We start from the raw sequence: 16,508 nt of genomic DNA on the forward strand, positions 1-16,508 counted from the left end.
CGGCAGGCCTTATCCTTGATCTCCTGCGGCTTCCATTCGTCGCTTGGAACCGAACGCTGCTTATTGGCGTCCGCGGCAATCAGGCTGGCGTCGATGGCGAACCCATCGGCTCCGACCAGCCCTTCGGCCATGCAGCGCTCGACGACGGCTTCGAACAGATGGCGTAAGACATTGCTCTCGCGAAAGCGTCCGTGCCGATTTTTGGAAAAGATCGAATGGTCAGGGATCTTTCATTGCCTTCGCCGAGATGCGTGTGGCTTCTCGCCGACGGTATTTGCAATTCTGTCGCGCAGTTTGGTTTCGAAGGCGATTTCGCCTTCTATGATGTGACGGTAGCTTTCTGACTCTGGATCGGCGGCGAGTTTTTGCAGTTCCTCGATTTCGGCGTGGCAGTCTTCGAGGCGTTGGCGAAGACTGTCCCAGACCACCTTCTCCTCCTTGGTCATCGGGCCGTTGATTTTGACCTCGCCGGTCTTCAACTCGATGACGATATCATCCGGATGCGGAATCGGGTCGGGAGCATTGATGTCGAACGTCCGGCGACGCTCCAATTCGCGCTCCCAGTCGACTTTGTATTCGATGACCGTTTGCAGATATTCGTCGTGAAGCGCCTTGTTCGCCCGCTCCGTCATTGTGAGGAGCTCAGCGAAAAGCTGCTGAGCGCGGTGCTGACCCTTGGCGGCGTTGACGGCGAGCGAGCGAACAATGGCCTGCGCCATCGGGATCGAGACTTTCTTGTCGCCCTCATTGATCTTGATGGCGCGATAGGCCTCCGCGATAATGATGTCCTTGAGCCGCTCCTCATTGAGTCTGGGCGGCTTGTTGCGAGATCCCTTCGGACGTCCGCGCGGATTGCCGGACTGGCCGGGCTTGAACTTGGTTGACGCGGGCGGCTTGGCGCAGCCGACGTCATAGGACGCGGCGCTCTGTTCGGGATGAGGAAGCTTTAATTGCTTATGAGCACGCGGCATGGCGATCATTCCGCAAGCGGATGAGCTAAGCCGGACTCAGATAGGCGCGCGCGCTCTTGTGCAGCGAGAGGAGGCGTGATGTCGGCAAGGCCAGACTCTTCTGCTTGCGAGCCGCCACAAGACGTCTCTCGCCTCTCGTCTATCTCCAGCTGCCGCGTCTCGCGCCCGCCAAGACCGCAGGCGATCAGTTCGGCGTCATCCTTGGCGTAGGTTTCCCACCGCTTGATGATCCGGTCGCAATAGATGGGATCGAGTTCGCATAGACGCGCGCGCCTTCCCGTCTTGTGCGCGGCGATCAGCGTTGAGCCGGAACCGCCAAAGAGGTCCAGCACGACGCCATGGCGTTTCGAGACGTCCTTGATCGCGTCGGCGATCATGGCGACCGGCTTCACCGTCGGATGCAGCTCCAATTCATCCTGCGGACCGGCTTTCAGCGTGTTGACGCCCCTATACTCCCAAACATTGGTGCGGTAGCGGCCATGCTGGCCAAGCTCAAAACTATTGATATGGGGCGCTGCCCCCTTCTTGAAGGCGAAGACCAGTTCATGTCGGGAGCGATAGAAGGTTCCCATCCCGCCATTGTCCTTGGCCCAGACGATGAGATTCTTGAACTCGGAATAGGCCGCAGATCCCGCCGCCAGCACTTCGCCCATATGCCGCCAGTCCATGCAGATGAAGTGGATCGAGCCGTCGAGACTATTTTTGGCGAGATTGAAGAAGGCGGCGGCGAGGAAGGCCGTGAACTCGTCGCCTGTCATTTCGCCGACCGCCATCGCGAACTCGCGATGCTTGATCGCGCCCTTGCCGCTGACATGGCCGGCGATCGGCACGTTATAGGGGGGATCGGTGAAGACCATCTCGGCTGCCTCGCCGTCCATCAACGCATCTACGACCAATGGATCGAGCGAGTCGCCGCAGATCAGTCGGTGCGGGCCGTCCATACTTAAATTGCTCGATGCCGCCGGCCTTCCTCCAGAGGAACTTGGATTTATCGAAGCGTTGCTGCGTGTCAGGAACGCATATGCTCATGACATACGATTCGCGGACGTTCGTTTGATTGACCTGATAAGGCAGCGGCCGGACAAGTCTCACCTTTTGAAGCACCTCAGCGCGATCGCAACGTACGACGAAGCCGATCTGATGCAAATGTATGAAAGAGACGGTGGTTTTTTGCGCTTCTGCATTCTCGACTCTGCAATGCGTTTTTTGTTCTTCGCCTATCACCTCGCCGCAAAACACCGAACACCTGTGGCCGCGCCTGCCAACTAGATTGCGACGCGCCGCCTTGGTGCGCCGAAGGGGGGAGGAGCCTGTTAAGTCATACCCAGCGCCGCACAGTGCGCGAGGCGACCAGGTGTGCAGCGTTTGCGAATCACCAATGAAATCGTTAGGAATCGCGTTTGTGCGGATGGGTTATAATGCAGGCACTTATCCAGTAGGGACATCTTATGGCTAGAGGAAAAACTGTGAAGGCGGTGAGCAGGAAAGTTAGCAAGGCTGAACCTGCCGCCGTTCGGCCGGTCAAAGAGACATATACGAAGTCGGCACTGATCAACCTGATTGCCGAGCAGAATGACATCCCGCGCAAGACCGCCGTCGGCATCTACGCCACGCTGGAGAATGTTTTTCTCGGGTCGGTCCACCCGCGGGGTGTTGGCGAGTTCACCCTGCCGGGCCTTCTGAAAGTGACGCTTCGCAAGGTGCCGGCGCGGAAGGCGGGGACCTTGGTTCGCAATCCCGCGACGGGCGAAATGATCAAAGCGGCGGCAAAGCCCGCAAGCGTTCGCGTCAAAATCCGGCCACTGTCGAAGTTGAAGGCCGCTGCAACAAAGTAACGGCGTTATCTGTTCGCCGTAGCCTGCTGATGGCGTTGATAAGGAAGCCCCGAGCCGACAGGCGCGGGGCTCTTGTCATTCGATGTCTTCGAGCGCTTCCTTCGTCTGTTTCGCTTCTTCCGAAAGCGAGCGCAGATAATGGATCGCGTGACGTTCTCGTAGACGGCGGCAATCTTCATCGCCGCCTCCGTGTCAAAGACCGGATCATTGGGCTGCTCCTCGCTGTCAGCGAACCGGAAATCGGCGCGCTGAAGCGCGAAGGGCAGCCCTCTCAGGACATTGTACCGCCTGTCAGGACACTCGAATGCTGATGCTGTCCGCTACGGCGATTAGAACAGCTTGCCGGCGCGGTAGAGGAGCGTGCCTAACGGGGAAATCGCAGGTTCCATTCTATCGAAATTAAATATTTTTAATGACATTGGGTGAGCGAGGACATCGCGAGTTCACAATGTCTCGGTAGGGAAGGTCATTCCTCGATGGCTCTCCACCGTGCTCGCGCGCAGCTCTCCTTTGCGGCGCAGCCGGCGAATACCGAGCGGCGCGAGACCAGCATCAAACGAAACAACAACAGCTTGGCCGCCGTGGGTGGACAAGGCGGAGTCATTCCTATGATTACCCTTGAAGAATGCGCAGCGTTCGCGGCGCTCGAAACGAACGAACTTTTCACAGGGGCCGTTCTCTCAGCGAAGCATCGATCGCTGCTATCGAGCTACCTCTTGAATCTCAAGCGCGGGCCCATCGGCGTGCGAAAGATGATTGTCGCGGACATTCGCATGGCGATTGACTTGGGCGCGTCAAAGCATGCCGCAGACCTCATTTTGGTGCTTCGGATGTTCCTCGCCAAACATCTGGAAGCGAGAATCCAGCGACCGCCTGCCAGGAAGCCTGTTGGATATACGACATGCCGTCTTGATCGTGATTATCGAGTAACATGCATCAGTGGACGATGAGATGTGTGGGTCACTGGGAAGCGGAGAGAGAGCCGGTTGACGGATTGAATACAGACTCTCGGCCAGACACTATTCCTCGTCGAAAGCATGCGTAATAGTCAGCGCTTCTTAACGAGCTTTTTCGGTTTCGTTGCCTTAGCCTCTTTCTTTGCGCTCGCCTTTTTCTTTTTGCCGCCACCTTTCTCAGGCTTCGGCTCGCTAAGCTTCTTTATGAGTTCGATGGCTTTATCGATGTCTCTGGGCTTTTCGAGACGGAGGGAGGTGCGACCCCCTTTAACGGTAACACCGCCGGTCTCGACGACTTCGACGAGGTCGGGGCGGGCGGCGTCCAAGAACATAAGCGCCGCTGCGGGAGGCATCACCAGTTTGAAGTGATCGTGCCGGTCAGTGGCGACGCTCCAGTCGAGATTGCGTCGGCTCTCGTCGAGGCGACTTTCGCTGTATCGCTCTATGGCTATTTCATCCGATAGTGACTGGGCGCGGGACGCCAACTCGGTATACCGGCCGACATATTCATCATGCTTGCGCGCAGCCTCGCTTGTCTCGGCGGTTGTCGCGTCTGCCCCGCCCTCTCTCTCAGCGCCCTCCGAGTGCTCGGAGAAGCTGGAGACGAAGTCCATTTCGATAACCGATTGTTTTGCTTTCGCCATCATGAGCTCCTGTACAGGGCAGTAGGTGGGTCGCGAGAGACAAGCGCCGACATGCGTAGTGGCGGCATTCTCGCACCGGATCGTGCCGCCGTGGAATCAATCAGCGAGTATAGAGCATGGACGCTTGTGGCAGTTTGATAAAAGGTCGCGCGCATCCGCCGGGTGGGTGGGTAGCTCCTAACCCGAGTCTCGCGACTCGGGTCGGAAGGGGAGACCGGTTCAATACTCGTCCGCGAGCATGATGGTCAGCACGCGGGTCGTCTTTGTCGGATCGCCCGGGTCTTCCGAGCCGAATTCGAGGTTTGGGTCGTAGTAATCGATCTTCCAAAAGAACGTGCGCCCGGCGAGTTCGAAGCTGCCGAAGTCATGCTCGCCATGCGGATCGTTATCCTGCGTGAATGCGTCGAACGTAGCGGTCTTGCGAACCGCCGACGCCTTCACATCGCTGGGTAGAGGGAATTGACGCCGGCCGTCAGCACGACTTGTCCGAGTTCCGGATCGAAGTTCTTACGGAAAGCGTCGTTCAATTCCCGTATGCGTGTGCGCGCATCATTGTCAGTGTGCGACATGGTGTCCTTATCGGAAATTAAATCCGAACATATTGATGGTGCAATCCGCCGAGAATTGGCGTTGGAAGAATGCGCCCGACGGCCTGAATGGCGCGCGATGCCGGCGCGTCTTTGTTCAAAGCGAGATGTGTCCGAGCGCCGTTATAATACTTCATATATGAAAGCAACACATGGCGCAGATGCTGCTCGCCAAAGACGACGACATGGTCAAGACATTCGCGTCGGACCGAGCCGATCAGCCGTTCGCAATGTCCATTCTGCCAGGGCGATCGCGGCGCGGTCGGCCGGTCACGGATCCCCATGGCGCGAAGACGCCGTGTGAATATCTCGCCATAGACGCCGTCGCGATCGCGAATGAGATAGTGCGGCGTCCTTTCCCAACCGCAAGCCTCGGTGAGTTGCCGGGCGATTCATTCGGCGGTCGGGCGCGTTGTCACTCCGAGCCATAACATCTGGCGTCGGCCGTGCTGCAAAATCAGCAAGCCATAAAGCAGCCAAAATGAGATTGTCGGAACGACAAACAGGTCGATTGAAGTGATCCCATCGGCATGATTGCGCAGGAACGTCTTCCAGCCTTGTGAGCGAGGTCTCCTGCGCCTCGCCATATATTTGGCCACCGAGGTCTGGCCAACGTCGATTCCAAGTTTGAGGAGTTCGCCATGGATCCGGGGAGCGCCCCACAGTGGATTGGCGAGGCTCATGTCGCGGATCAGTTGGCGGATTTCCAGCGCCACCCTCGGCCTGCCACAGCGACAGCGCGACTTCCATCGCCAAAATAAGCGAAAGCCGGCGCGATGCCAACGAATAACGGTCTCTGGCTCTACGATCGTCAAAGCATTCAAGACGCGTGGGGTAATCTGATAGAGGCCGGCGAAAATCAGACGATCGACATTGCTGAAAGCGAGCCGCTTCGGCGATTTCCTGCGCAACACGTTGAGCTGCTGGCGCAGCGTGAGGATCTCTGCCTCAAGCGACGCTCTTGATCGGAACAGACCGATGACCGCACAGCAGATCAGTTTGAAGATATCGGCCATGGGAGGCAGCATGGTCCGATTCGCCGCCTCACGCCAGCCGGATGGAGTTTACGACAAGGACAGGAAGTCATATAGGCAATCAAGACCGATTATACCTGTATGAGCAATCGCCATTTAGTCCGGAGTTCTGGATCGTGCATCTTCGCTGGTTAGGGAAGGATCCGGGGAGTCCACCGTGAAGAAAAAGCTTATTTTCACTTTCGTGCTAGCGGCTCTGTCAAGCGGTCCAGTCGACGCGATGGACAAAAACTTCGATATTGTGGCGCGGTTGACGCAAGGTCCCGGCAACGTGACGATCACGAGCACTGGCCGGATAGTGATGAGCCAGCACCAATTTTACGAGCCTCAAATTTCGGTTGTCGAACTACGTCCTGACCGCGTCACCGTGCCGTTTCCGAACGCGGAGATGAATGACAGGGCGCGTCCTCGCAGCGTGTCGCTGGATTCGGTGCTCGGCCTCCGCAGTGACGATGGCGTCGTCTGGTTGCTCGATAACGGCATGCGCAGCAGCGTGACGCCGAAACTAGTCGCCTGGGACACGACGTCGAATCGATTGTCGCGCGTGATTTACCTGCCACCGCCGATCGCTCCGAAAGACGCCTTCGCTAACGACTTTACGATTGACGGGCGGCACAAGAAGATTTTTATCGCAGATCCTGCGGGTGGTCAAAATGCGGCGCTGATCGTTGTCGACATCGAAACCGGCGCCGCGCGCCGGGTGCTCGAAGGTCACCAAAGCGTTGTTCCCGAGAATGTCGATCTCGTCATAGACGGTCATCCTGTCCAGCTGAAAGACGCCAATGGGCGCTTGAGCAGACCGCATATCGGCGTCAACCCGATCACCGAGGACTTGGAGAATGAGTGGGTGTATTTCGGGCCCATGCATGGGCTCAGTCTTTACCGTGTTGCAGCTGCCGACCTAGCAAATGAAGAACTGGATGCTAATGCGCTCGCTTCCAGGGTCGAGCGCTACAGCACGAAGCCCGTATGTGACGGCGTTAGCATCGACAAGGACAATAATATCTACCTCGGCGATTTGTCGGAGAACGCGATCGGCGTCATCAAACCAGACCGCAGTTATCAGCAGATTGCAAAGAGCGATCAACTAGCGTGGGTCGACTCCTTCAGCTTCGGACCTGGCGGCAAGCTCTATGCAGTCGTGAACCAATTGCATCGCTCAGCGACTTTGAATGGCGGAGAGAGGCTGTCTAAGGCGCCCTACCTTCTGGTTGAGGTAAAAGCTTTTGCCGCAGGGCTAACGGGACGCTAAACGGGCCGCAAGGGGCATGTCAACTTCCGGCAAACTTCCACGATCTGATCACGCAACCAGCGATGGGCGGGGTCTGGGTTCCGGAGCGGGTGCCAGACCATAACGAGATCATAGGCTGGCAATTCGATCGGGAGCGGCAGGATGTTCAGAGGCGCCCGGCCGACGAACTCGTTGGCAATTCGCTCCGGCAGGGACAAGATCATGTCGGTCTTCGCCACAATAAACGGAGCCGAGAGGAAGTGAGGCACGATCAACGCGATGCGGCGCGTCAGCCCTCTCTCGGCGAGCCACTCGTCGATCAATCCAACACGTGTGCCGGTGCGGGAGATCAGCATGTGCTTGCACGAGACATATTCTTCGAGCGTCAGCTGCCCGTTCTTACTGACCGAATGCTGCCTGCCGACGACGCAGGCCATGCGGTCGTCGAAAAGTTTCGTTCTGCTCAAATAGGCAGGCGGCTTCAGTACCGCATCGAAACCCAGGACGACATCGATATCGTTGTGCTCAAGGTCTGCTTCGGGAAATGACGACTCGGTCCGCTTGACATGAATGTCGATGCCCGGAGCCGCCAAAGCAATGCGCTCGACGAGCGGAGGGAGCACCAGCAGGTCAATATAATCCGTTGCGGCGATCACAAACCGCCGCCTGCTCTGCGAGGGATCAAATTCCTCGGGGGCGCGGATCAGGCGCTTGACGTCGCGCAGGACGGCCTTCACCGGGTCGACCAGGGACAACGCGCGATCTGTCGGCTTCATGCCTGCAGGGGTCTTGACGAGTAGCGGATCGTCCAACTGCTGTCTTAGCCGCTGCAAGGTATGGCTCATCGCCGACTGCGTGACGAACATGCGTTCGGCGGCGCGCGACACGTTCTTCTCCTCCATGAGGAGATCGAACGCCACGAGCAGGTTGAGGTCGAAATTATGCAGCTCAGTCACCGTTTAGCCTCATCACCTCTCTTGCCCAGCCCGACGATGTGCGCCTGTGATTTCTATTCATAGGCCTATCAAAACTCGCCATTTCACGCGCCGCTGAGCCTCGCCTAACTTCCCGAAAGTTGCGCCGTCTCGCCGTTCGCCAATCTGGCCCCCGTCGGGAAAGAGCGCACAGAGAGCCAAGCTTCGTGGAGGACCGCATGACAGGCAAATCCCTCGACCTTCCAGCACAACCCTATACAGGGGAAAAGGCGAGACTGAGCCGTGCCTATGATTATCTCATCCTGGTGCTGGCGTTGTTCCTTTTCATTGGCTCCTTCCACCTGCACGTCGCTCTGACGGTCGGTGACTGGGACTTCTGGCAAGACTGGAAAGACCGGCAATGGTGGCCCCTGATCACGCCCCTGATGATGATCACGTTCCCCGCGGCGGTACAGGCAGTTCTATGGCCAAACTTCAGGTTGCCGTTTGGGGCGACGCTTTGCATTTCATGCTTGCTGATCGGCACATGGATCACGCGCTTCTTCGCCTATCACATGTGGAACTTTTTCCCGATAAACGAAGTCTTGCCAGCCACGATGTTGCCGAGCGCGCTCGTCCTCGACGCAATTTTAATGTTGAGCAACAGTCTGACTGTCACGAGCATCTTTGGCGGCATGGCCTTCGCCCTGCTTTTCTATCCGACCAACTGGCCGATTTTCGGCATGTTTCATGTGCCGGTGGAGTATGGCGGCGCGCAACTCACCGTGGCCGACCTCTTCGGCTTTCAATACATCCGCGCGGGGACGCCTGAATATCTTCGCATCATCGAGCGCGGAACGCTGCGAACCTACGGCCAATATGCGACGCCGTTGTCGGCGTTTTGTTCGGCGCTGCTTTGCACCCTGATGTATCCGCTCTGGTGGTATCTGGGAAAAGCATTTGCGACGACAAAATACGTCCAGAATATCTGAGGGAGAGACAACGAGATGAAAAAGTTACTCAAGACGCTCTTCAGTGCCGTTTGCCTCGGCTTATGCGCCGGAGCGCTTGCTCCCGAAGCGGCGCTCGCCCATGGCGAAAAGGCCCTGGAACCTTTCGTCCGCATGCGTACGATCCAATGGTACGATGTGGCATGGTCGAAGGCAAAGCTCAATGTCAATGAGGAGGTTGTCATCACCGGTAAGTTCCACGTCAACGCGGACTGGCCGCGGGGGGTGGCGCAACCGGACGCGACATATTTGAATGTCTCCGCTCCGGGGCCCGTCTTCATTCGAACCGAGCGTTACCTCAACGGACAATCGTCCGTCAGCTCCTCCGCTTTGAAGCTCGGCGGCGACTATGACTTCAAGATCGTGATGAAGGCCAGGGTGCCTGGTCGCTTTCATCTTCATCCGTTCTTCAATCTGCATGATGCGGGCTCCGTCGTGGGCCCGGGCCAATGGATGGAAGTCGAGGGCGATGCGTCCGCGTTCACCAACCGGATCAAGACGCTCGATGGCAGCGTTATCGACATGGAGACATACGGGCTCGCGAATGGCGTCGCCTGGCACGGCATCTGGATTGCGCTCGGTTCGGCGTGGCTGCTTTGGTGGGTCAGACGTCCGCTGTTTATTCCACGCTATAAAATGCTGCATGCCGGCCAGGAGGCGAGCCTTGTCTCCCCGCTCGACCGGATGATTGGGGCGGCGATCATCTTCGCAGTTCCGATGATCGTATTCGGCGCGAACTTCGTAACGGATCTAAAATATCCAAACGCCATCCCGCTGCAAGCCGCAATGGATCAGATCGATCCGCTTCCGCCTGCCGTCGACGTTGGAGCGGTGCAGGTCAAGATTCAGCGCGCCGAATACAATGTGCCTGCTCGTGCAATGATCATGACCGCCCTGCTTCATAACGGCTCCGAGCATCCCGTCCGGGTTGGCGAGTTCGCGACCGCGAATGTGCGCTTCCTCAACCCCGCGGTTATCCAACCGCCACAGGGCGAAGGCGCCACTTTGGCTGCACGCGAAGGCCTGAGCGTCGACACGGCCGATCCCATCGCGCCGGGCGAGACGAGAACGATCCGCATCACGGCCGAGGATTCGCTTTGGCAGCGCGAGAGGCTCGACGGCCTGATCCGCGACGCGGATACGCGGATGGGAGGCTTACTCTTCCTCTATGACAACGCGGGCCAACGCTACGTCTCCAGCGTATCGGCTCCGGTCATCCCGAAATTCTACTGACAATCGCGCGCGGCGGATCAAAGAGCGTCGCGCGCGCGAAAACAATTCAAGCCAGCCAAAGGAGCGGCCATGAACATCACCGCGCAAACAATCTCCGGAACCACGCCGCGGGCGCCTTTCAATCTGCCCTGGTATCTGAGAGACCTGCCGAAGTATCTCCTGACCTTCGCCGTGATGACCGTCATCTACGTCGGTTTTAGAATGTATCAGGGCGCTTATGCTATTTCGACCGGCCTAGACTCTTCCGATCCTGCGTTCGACGTTCATTGGATGCGATTGCTCTACCTCGAAGGCGCATTTCTGTTGATCGTGTTCCCGTCGCTGTGGGGCTATCTTTGGTTCACCCGCGATCGAAACCTTGACAAGATTACGCCAAAGGAGGAGATTACGCGCTACTTCACGCTGACGATGTGGATCAGTATCTACACATTCGCGGTTTATTGGGCCGGCAGCTATTTTGCGGAGCAGGACAATTCCTGGCATCAGGTTTCGGTCCGCGACACGCCTTTCACCGCCAACCACATCATCGAATTCTACTTCAACTTTCCCTTCTACATCCTGATGGGCGGCTCAGCGTGGCTGTACGCGAGGACGCGCCTGCCGCTTTACGCCGAGGGGATTTCCCTCCCTCTGACGCTTGCGGTCGTCGGTCCGTTCATGATCTTCGTTAGTGTAGGATTTAACGAGTGGGGCCACACCTTCTGGTTTCGGGAGGAGTTCTTCGCGGCGCCGATTCACTGGGGCTTCGTCACCGGCGTATGGTTTGCCCTTGGTGTCGGCGGAATTTTGCTGCAACAGGTGATGCGTCTCGTTCAACTGCTGGACCAGATCGAGGACGCGGCCTGACAAGCGCGCCTGCGGCGAGGGCGTGCTTCCCGACGAACCATCGGGGCGTTTCCAAGAAGCGATCCGCATTGAAGCGCGCGCCCGATTCGCATCGCCAAAAATAGGAGAGATCAAATGCCTCTCGTGCGTATCGATCTCATCGAAGGCAAACCTGTCGAATATTGTCGCGCCATCGGCGACGTCGTCTATCACGCGATGATCGAGGTCTTGAAGGTTCCCAAGGACGACTGCTTCCAGGTGATCGCCGAACATCCAGAACGCTACCTCATTGCCGACGAGAATTACCTTGGAATCAAACGCACGCAGGACTGCGTGTTCATCCAGATCACGCTCAATGCAGGGCGGTCGGTCGAGCAGAAAAAATCCTTTTATCGAGCGGTGTCGAAAGAACTTCATTCCCGTCTGGGACTTCGCGTTGAGGACGTTTTCATCAGCCTCGTCGAGGTTCCCAAGGAGAACTGGTCGTTCGGGAACGGCGAAGCGCAATACGCCGAAATGTGAGCCCTTGGAATGGCGATTGATCGACTGACAATCAAGAGCATCAGGGCTCGACCCTTACTGCTCAAATTGGAACGCCCGATCGTCGCCAGAATAGCGACGATCTCCGACTGGCCTGTGATCCTCATCGATCTGTTCACAAACGAAGGAATCGTTGGGCGAAGCTACCTCGAACCGTACACCGCGAAGGCGATGAAATACATCGTTGCCGCCTTGGAGGATTTTGGCGAGCTTCTCGATGGTCATACCGTCGCGCCGACCGAGATATTCGAGCTAACCCTCAAGTCTCTCCATTTCGTTGGCTACCAAGGTTTGAGTATGATCGCCGTTTCGGGGCTCGATATGGCGGCGTGGGACGCCTTGGCGAAGGCCGCGAATCTACCGTTGTGCGTGCTCCTTGGAGGCACGGTTGGGCCGGTGAAGGCATACAACAGCAACGGTCTTTGGCTGACTGATCCAGCGCAATTAGGGGAGGAAGCAGCGAGACTAATCCAAGAAGGAGGATTTGCCGGACTGAAGATCCGGCTAGGCCGCGCAACCGCAGATCAGGATTTGCGGGCGATCGAGGCGGTGCGCGCGGCGGTCGGCGCCGACGTTCATTTGATGGCGGATTTCAATCAAGGGCTCGATCTTGCTGAAGCGCTAGTGAGGTGCCAATCGATCGACGCTCTCGGCCTGGATTGGATCGAGGAACCCATCGTTTATGACAATCTGGATGGATATGCGCGCCTCGCTTCGCAATTGAAAACCCCGTTGCAGATAGGAGAAAATTTCTACGGTCATCGGGATCTGCACCGTGCGATTCAAATGAAGGCGTGCGACCTCGTAATGCCAGATTTCATGAGGATCGGGGGCGTAACCGGCTGGCTAAAATCGGCAGCCATTGCGGCGGCATCGGGGGTGCCCATCTCTACGCACCTCTATCCAGAGGTCGGCGCCCACGTCATGCGAGTTTCCGAAACGTCACATTGGCTCGAGTGGCAGAACTGGGTCAATCCAATCCTGAAGCAGCCATATGATATCGCCGATGGCAAGCTGCATATACCCGCTGTAGCCGGAGTAGGTCTTGAGTGGGACGACGATGTTATCAAAATCAGCGCAGCTTAGCGGAGTCCTCAAAATGGGCGATTGATAATCGGCTCTGACATCTGCCATCAAAATGGTTAGAACGTCCCGCTATGGCGCTGACTGGAAGGTCCATTTCTGGCGCTTTGCAGCCTCTGCGCGGACTGCAGAATTTAGCGCATTTAGGTCACCGCATGTCGTGCGCATGAAGAGCTACCCAACGAAACGGAGACTTATTAGTGATTCCCTGGACCCTGCTCGACACAGCGCCGATACCCGGCAGCGAGGGCGACCTCCGCCTCAAGCGTCGCGGCGCAGAATTCTCGATCACGTTGGGCAATATCGAACTGATGAACAGTCGCCTCAGTGGTTCGGAGGAGGCGCTCGCCACGCTCTCTTGCGAGAGAATTCAGGCGCGCCCACAGCCGCGCGTTCTGATCGGCGGGCTAGGGATGGGCTTCACTCTGCGCTCCGCGCTCACTGTCCTTGGCGTGAAAGCGCGGATCGTTGTCGCCGAACTCATTCCTGCGGTCGTGGCCTGGGCGCGCGGTCCGATGGCGGAAGTCTTCGGCGCCAGCCTGACGGATCCGCGCGTCAGCATCGAGGAAGAAGACGTTGGATGCCTGATCCGGTCTGGCCGCTCGATTTATGACGCAATCCTTCTCGATGTCGATAATGGCCCCGAGGGCCTGACTCGCGAAGCCAATGACGGACTTTACGATATTGTAGGATTGAGGGCGGCCCGCAAGGCGCTGCGTCGTGGTGGGGTGTTGGCCGTCTGGTCATCGGGGCCGGATCGGAATTTCACGTCGCGCCTTCGCAAGGCCGGGTTCCGTGTGGATGAGGTCAAGGTGCGCGCCAACGGCCAACGTGGTGGTGCGCGGTACGTCATCTGGATCGCGACAAGTCTCGATTCGACACCTCAAATGCAACAGAAAGCCAATCCCAATTGAAACCGAAATCGACAGCGCCCCGGCCTTTTTTCTGGTGGGAAGGCGACACGCTCATGGTCAACAATGCCCCTGGGATGGCGTCTATCGTCGCGCTTCTTTGGTTATTTTAACAGCGAAATTGCACACTTTTGATGAGCTTAGAAGGATCTTCACGACTTCGATCTTCGCCGCCGGCGTTTTGATTACTGGCGCTGCGCTCGCACAGACCGAGCCGGCCGCTCCGGAATGCGCGGCACGGGCGACCGAGAAGAAACTGCACGGAGCGGCGCTGAACAGCTTCATGAAAAAATGCGATAGGGACGCCGCCGCGGTCTCTTGCGAAGCCGCCGCGGTCGAAAAGAAATTAGCGGGCGCCGCGAAGACGAGCTTCACGAAGAAGTGCGTTAAGGACGCGACCACGAAGCCGAGTGCTCAATAACGCGCTGCGCGGGCGCGTGGCGCCGTCGCCGATGCGCTCGCCGAGAGGCTCGTCAAGCGAATGCAGGAAATAGAGGCCGGCGGGGTCGGGGAGCGCTTAGCAACCTCCGTCGCGCGGCGGGCGTCGTCGCGGTCTATGCCGAGATCGCGAGCGGCGGCAAGGACTCCGCCTTCGTGGCGATGGCCCAGATCGCTTCGTTTCATTTGGCTCAACTTGAGCCGATTGAAGATCGGCCAGCCAATCCACTCGGCGACATGTTCGTCGCGTTCGAGCGCAGTCAGCTCGGCGCGAGTAAGATTTTAGCTAATCTTCCACTATCGAGGAATAGCTGATCGCTCAACTTCTCTCGAAGAGCCGCGATCCACGCCGCATTGGCGCGTGGCGTGAAATGCACCCCGTCGTCGCTCATCTCTGCGCGGCGCACGCCATTGAGCGAGACATGCGGATTGAGGTCCAACACCTCGATGCCTCGCTCTCGGCAAAGCTCCGCCATCATTGCGTTCGCTGCATCTATACGCGGCGCCGCCTCTCTCTGGGCGATGTAAGGCATCAAGGTGAAGATCGCGGAAGCGCCCGGATCGAGGACTTGCAGCATGCCGCGGAAATCGCGTTCGATGTCCCGGATCGGAGCGGCGGCGCCGAAAAGATCGTTCAGACCTCCGTCGATGATGAAGCGCCGCGCGCGATTTCGTTGCGCACGCTCTAACTGCCCTGCGATATCCGCGAGCCGCGCGCCGCCCTTGGCGAAGTTTATCACCTCGAAGGGGCGACACGACAGCGTGCGGAATGGGCAGCCGGCCGCGAGACTATCGCCGACGACGGCGATGCTGGCGACGGCGGGTGCTAGGGCGACCGCCGCCAATACTGGCGCGATGGCGCCAAGAAAAAAGCGTCGCGAGGGAGCGGCGATATTCGAGCTCATACAAATCCTTGTCGCAAGGATGCATCGCTCGCGACGATAGGCATCGATCTCCTCGCCCGGTATCACCGGTATCCAAGCTGGCAAGATGAGGCCGGAATATGGCGGCTACCGCTTCATCGCTCATTTCGCTGTTGCCAAAGTGGCTTGAGCCTCCCGTCTTGTTTCGCTGTTTCCAAATGTTGGAGATCGGGAGAGTGAAGTCCGGCGCGAGTAGTTTCTAAACTGGATTCTCAGGCTTGCAGTGCCCGCATCCCGTGACATTCTTGAGGTTGGATCCGCGGGCGACTGCAAACGCTTTTCCGCTATCTGGGTGTGGGCCGAGCCATTCCGTAGTGAGATTTGCCTTTAGTCCTGGCCTTCGCTGGCCCTTGCCTTCATTGCAGTGAGGACAAGATCCTTTGTGAACCGTCGCCGACTGATGGCTCGGGGCCAGGAAAACGTAAAAGTGCATGACCGATTTCTCCGCCGCGATCACCGCCAGCGCTTCACGTCCCCTGGGCTTTTCAGCTTCACGCTCGCTGCTGCTCGAGCAAATAGAGCATCGCTGTGCCGACGTGCGCTTGCGTGACTTTTCGGCTTTGTGTGGCCTTTGGCGCTATCGTGCTGACTATGGGGAACGCTTCACGCAGCATCGGACGTGGGAAGAGCTTCACCCGCTTGCCGGGCTCATCGGCCAGCCGCGTCGGCAATCCTATTGGACAGCGCGTCCCAAAACGCGGCGCGGCCGTCGTCGCCGTTACGCCGAAAGAGCTCGGCCTGACGCTTGAATGCTTCCTGTATAGCCGCGACCTCTCCCCCCGTGGCCGCGCCAGCAAACGATCGAATTGCTTCGAAAGTCCAGCTTCCAGCTAAATCAGGATCCGTCTGCTTTTTCATGGCGAGTGCCTGCCTGTTTAATTCCGTCAAGCTCCCTTGGAGCGCATGACATCATGGCCGACAGTGGCGTATATCCACTCTGCGGCGGAATGCGCGGGCACACAAAGCAGATTCTGCGCAAAAGGCGCGGTCGCGCGCCATGCAAACGGCGGTCGAGGCGATGTTTTGCCCGGCTAATACGACATTGCTCCTGCATCCGGCGGAGGAGGACGCCTTGCAGTTTGGATCGTCTCACCGCGGCTCAACAGACCAGCCATCGGCGATGATCAAAGGCTGGCGCGACCGCACGCGCGACTTCTTCCGGTTTCGACAAGTCACAGACGACTGACAAAATCTCAGCCCCTGTCGCCTCTCAGTTGCTTGGCAGTCTGCTGAAGCGCCTCCTCATTCAGGGAACATTCAGTGGCTCGATGGGAATGAATTGCAAGGGGCAGAAGGAGATCAGCATGTTGCGCAAACTGTCTCTAGTTACGACTTTGGCCGCGGCCTTAACGCTTCCGACTGTCGCTCTGGCC

Annotated in this window: 20 protein-coding genes and 1 pseudogene; 11 read left to right on the plus strand and 10 right to left on the minus strand. The window is 58.0% G+C overall.

Annotation, left to right across the window (positions count from 1 at the left end; all coding sequences use genetic code 11):
• Positions 1 to 56: 56 nt before the first annotated feature.
• The 3 genes and pseudogenes from QZ964_RS17570 to QZ964_RS17580 form a co-directional block, all read right to left on the minus strand.
• Positions 57 to 227, minus strand: a pseudogene (locus tag QZ964_RS17570) (transposase); the annotation flags it as partial.
• 3 nt (positions 228 to 230) lie between these two features.
• Positions 231 to 971, minus strand: coding sequence for a DUF5681 domain-containing protein (locus QZ964_RS17575; protein WP_292533124.1), 741 nt, complete (start codon positions 969 to 971; stop codon positions 231 to 233).
• Positions 972 to 976: 5 nt separating this feature from the next.
• Positions 977 to 1,912 carry a site-specific DNA-methyltransferase gene (locus tag QZ964_RS17580; protein ID WP_292533125.1) on the minus strand — a complete coding sequence of 312 codons (936 nt, stop codon included), beginning with the start codon at positions 1,910 to 1,912 and terminating at the stop codon, positions 977 to 979.
• A gap of 7 nt (positions 1,913 to 1,919) precedes the next feature.
• Here QZ964_RS17580 and QZ964_RS17585 point away from each other — a divergent pair, with 7 nt between their 5' ends.
• The 3 genes from QZ964_RS17585 to QZ964_RS17595 all read left to right on the plus strand — a co-directional run bounded on the left by QZ964_RS17585 (position 1,920) and on the right by QZ964_RS17595 (position 3,756).
• The gene (locus QZ964_RS17585) at positions 1,920 to 2,240 is read left to right on the plus strand and encodes a hypothetical protein (protein ID WP_292533127.1); all 321 of its coding nucleotides are present in this window, start codon (positions 1,920 to 1,922) and stop codon (positions 2,238 to 2,240) included.
• A gap of 179 nt (positions 2,241 to 2,419) precedes the next feature.
• Positions 2,420 to 2,806 (plus strand): HU family DNA-binding protein, encoded by a 387-nt coding sequence (locus QZ964_RS17590; RefSeq protein ID WP_292533128.1) that lies wholly within the window; start codon positions 2,420 to 2,422, stop codon positions 2,804 to 2,806.
• Between the two features lie 422 nt (positions 2,807 to 3,228).
• On the plus strand, positions 3,229 to 3,756 hold the full coding sequence (locus tag QZ964_RS17595) for a hypothetical protein (protein WP_292533130.1): 528 nt from the start codon (positions 3,229 to 3,231) through the stop codon (positions 3,754 to 3,756).
• Positions 3,757 to 3,854: 98 nt separating this feature from the next.
• On the opposite strand, the gene QZ964_RS17600 is transcribed toward QZ964_RS17595, so the two are convergent.
• From QZ964_RS17600 to QZ964_RS17620, 5 genes are all read right to left on the minus strand, one after another.
• Positions 3,855 to 4,406, minus strand: a complete 552-nt coding sequence (locus tag QZ964_RS17600; RefSeq protein WP_292533132.1) for a hypothetical protein — start codon at positions 4,404 to 4,406, stop codon at positions 3,855 to 3,857.
• A gap of 219 nt (positions 4,407 to 4,625) precedes the next feature.
• Positions 4,626 to 4,847, minus strand: coding sequence for a DUF3768 domain-containing protein (locus tag QZ964_RS17605; protein WP_292533133.1), 222 nt, complete (start codon positions 4,845 to 4,847; stop codon positions 4,626 to 4,628).
• Positions 4,844 to 4,975: a hypothetical protein gene (locus QZ964_RS17610; RefSeq protein WP_292533134.1), complete on the minus strand. Its 132-nt coding sequence runs from the start codon at positions 4,973 to 4,975 to the stop codon at positions 4,844 to 4,846. The genes QZ964_RS17605 and QZ964_RS17610 overlap by 4 nt, the downstream gene beginning before the upstream one ends.
• A gap of 17 nt (positions 4,976 to 4,992) precedes the next feature.
• Positions 4,993 to 5,277, minus strand: a complete 285-nt coding sequence (locus QZ964_RS17615) for an integrase core domain-containing protein (RefSeq protein WP_292533136.1) — start codon at positions 5,275 to 5,277, stop codon at positions 4,993 to 4,995.
• 108 nt (positions 5,278 to 5,385) lie between these two features.
• On the minus strand, positions 5,386 to 6,021 hold the full coding sequence (locus tag QZ964_RS17620; protein ID WP_292533137.1) for a hypothetical protein: 636 nt from the start codon (positions 6,019 to 6,021) through the stop codon (positions 5,386 to 5,388).
• Positions 6,022 to 6,184: 163 nt separating this feature from the next.
• Between QZ964_RS17620 and QZ964_RS17625 the strand changes: the two genes are divergently transcribed.
• The gene (locus QZ964_RS17625; protein ID WP_292533139.1) at positions 6,185 to 7,279 is read left to right on the plus strand and encodes an L-dopachrome tautomerase-related protein; all 1,095 of its coding nucleotides are present in this window, start codon (positions 6,185 to 6,187) and stop codon (positions 7,277 to 7,279) included.
• On the opposite strand, the gene QZ964_RS17630 is transcribed toward QZ964_RS17625, so the two are convergent.
• Positions 7,276 to 8,214, minus strand: a complete 939-nt coding sequence (locus QZ964_RS17630) for a LysR family transcriptional regulator (protein ID WP_292533140.1) — start codon at positions 8,212 to 8,214, stop codon at positions 7,276 to 7,278. The two genes, QZ964_RS17625 and QZ964_RS17630, sit on opposite strands and share 4 nt — an antisense overlap.
• 197 nt (positions 8,215 to 8,411) lie before the next feature.
• Here QZ964_RS17630 and amoA point away from each other — a divergent pair, with 197 nt between their 5' ends.
• From amoA to QZ964_RS21640, 7 genes are all read left to right on the plus strand, one after another.
• Entirely contained in the window at positions 8,412 to 9,164 is a 753-nt protein-coding gene (amoA, locus tag QZ964_RS17635) for a bacterial ammonia monooxygenase, subunit AmoA (protein ID WP_292533141.1), read from the plus strand.
• 15 nt (positions 9,165 to 9,179) lie between these two features.
• A complete protein-coding gene (gene amoB / locus QZ964_RS17640) occupies positions 9,180 to 10,415 on the plus strand; it encodes a bacterial ammonia monooxygenase, subunit AmoB (protein ID WP_292533143.1) in 1,236 nt (411 codons plus the stop codon).
• Between the two features lie 69 nt (positions 10,416 to 10,484).
• The gene (gene amoC, locus QZ964_RS17645) at positions 10,485 to 11,261 is read left to right on the plus strand and encodes a bacterial ammonia monooxygenase, subunit AmoC (RefSeq protein ID WP_292533145.1); all 777 of its coding nucleotides are present in this window, start codon (positions 10,485 to 10,487) and stop codon (positions 11,259 to 11,261) included.
• Positions 11,262 to 11,375: 114 nt separating this feature from the next.
• Positions 11,376 to 11,762: a tautomerase family protein gene (locus tag QZ964_RS17650; RefSeq protein WP_292533146.1), complete on the plus strand. Its 387-nt coding sequence runs from the start codon at positions 11,376 to 11,378 to the stop codon at positions 11,760 to 11,762.
• Positions 11,763 to 11,771: 9 nt separating this feature from the next.
• On the plus strand, positions 11,772 to 12,866 hold the full coding sequence (locus QZ964_RS17655) for an enolase C-terminal domain-like protein (protein ID WP_292533147.1): 1,095 nt from the start codon (positions 11,772 to 11,774) through the stop codon (positions 12,864 to 12,866).
• 197 nt (positions 12,867 to 13,063) lie between these two features.
• On the plus strand, positions 13,064 to 13,777 hold the full coding sequence (locus QZ964_RS17660; RefSeq protein ID WP_292533148.1) for a spermidine synthase: 714 nt from the start codon (positions 13,064 to 13,066) through the stop codon (positions 13,775 to 13,777).
• On the plus strand, positions 13,665 to 14,195 hold the full coding sequence (locus QZ964_RS21640) for a PsiF family protein (RefSeq protein ID WP_367119298.1): 531 nt from the start codon (positions 13,665 to 13,667) through the stop codon (positions 14,193 to 14,195). Before QZ964_RS17660 ends, QZ964_RS21640 begins: the two co-directional genes overlap by 113 nt.
• A 277-nt stretch (positions 14,196 to 14,472) precedes the next feature.
• Here the strand turns inward: QZ964_RS21640 and QZ964_RS17670 are convergent, their stop codons facing one another.
• Positions 14,473 to 15,117: a GDSL-type esterase/lipase family protein gene (locus QZ964_RS17670; protein WP_292533150.1), complete on the minus strand. Its 645-nt coding sequence runs from the start codon at positions 15,115 to 15,117 to the stop codon at positions 14,473 to 14,475.
• Positions 15,118 to 16,508 lie beyond the last annotated feature (1,391 nt).

It is taken from the genome of Methylocystis sp. (assembly GCF_021731785.1).
Classification (GTDB): domain Bacteria; phylum Pseudomonadota; class Alphaproteobacteria; order Rhizobiales; family Beijerinckiaceae; genus Methylocystis.

Excerpts from the sequence above, each read along its gene's own strand:
- QZ964_RS17575 (WP_292533124.1), bottom strand. The coding sequence starts at position 971 with ATGCCGCGTGCTCATAAGCAATTAAAGCTTCCTCATCCCGAACAGAGC.
- QZ964_RS17580 (WP_292533125.1), bottom strand. The coding sequence starts at position 1,912 with ATGGACGGCCCGCACCGACTGATCTGCGGCGACTCGCTCGATCCATTG.
- QZ964_RS17590 (WP_292533128.1), top strand. The coding sequence starts at position 2,420 with ATGGCTAGAGGAAAAACTGTGAAGGCGGTGAGCAGGAAAGTTAGCAAG.
- QZ964_RS17600 (WP_292533132.1), bottom strand. The coding sequence starts at position 4,406 with ATGGCGAAAGCAAAACAATCGGTTATCGAAATGGACTTCGTCTCCAGC.
- QZ964_RS17610 (WP_292533134.1), bottom strand. The coding sequence starts at position 4,975 with ATGTCGCACACTGACAATGATGCGCGCACACGCATACGGGAATTGAAC.
- QZ964_RS17615 (WP_292533136.1), bottom strand. The coding sequence starts at position 5,277 with ATGGGGATCCGTGACCGGCCGACCGCGCCGCGATCGCCCTGGCAGAAT.
- QZ964_RS17620 (WP_292533137.1), bottom strand. The coding sequence starts at position 6,021 with ATGCTGCCTCCCATGGCCGATATCTTCAAACTGATCTGCTGTGCGGTC.
- amoA (WP_292533141.1), top strand. The coding sequence starts at position 8,412 with ATGACAGGCAAATCCCTCGACCTTCCAGCACAACCCTATACAGGGGAA.
- amoB (WP_292533143.1), top strand. The coding sequence starts at position 9,180 with ATGAAAAAGTTACTCAAGACGCTCTTCAGTGCCGTTTGCCTCGGCTTA.
- amoC (WP_292533145.1), top strand. The coding sequence starts at position 10,485 with ATGAACATCACCGCGCAAACAATCTCCGGAACCACGCCGCGGGCGCCT.
- QZ964_RS17650 (WP_292533146.1), top strand. The coding sequence starts at position 11,376 with ATGCCTCTCGTGCGTATCGATCTCATCGAAGGCAAACCTGTCGAATAT.
- QZ964_RS17655 (WP_292533147.1), top strand. The coding sequence starts at position 11,772 with ATGGCGATTGATCGACTGACAATCAAGAGCATCAGGGCTCGACCCTTA.
- QZ964_RS21640 (WP_367119298.1), top strand. The coding sequence starts at position 13,665 with ATGAGGTCAAGGTGCGCGCCAACGGCCAACGTGGTGGTGCGCGGTACG.
- QZ964_RS17670 (WP_292533150.1), bottom strand. The coding sequence starts at position 15,117 with ATGAGCTCGAATATCGCCGCTCCCTCGCGACGCTTTTTTCTTGGCGCC.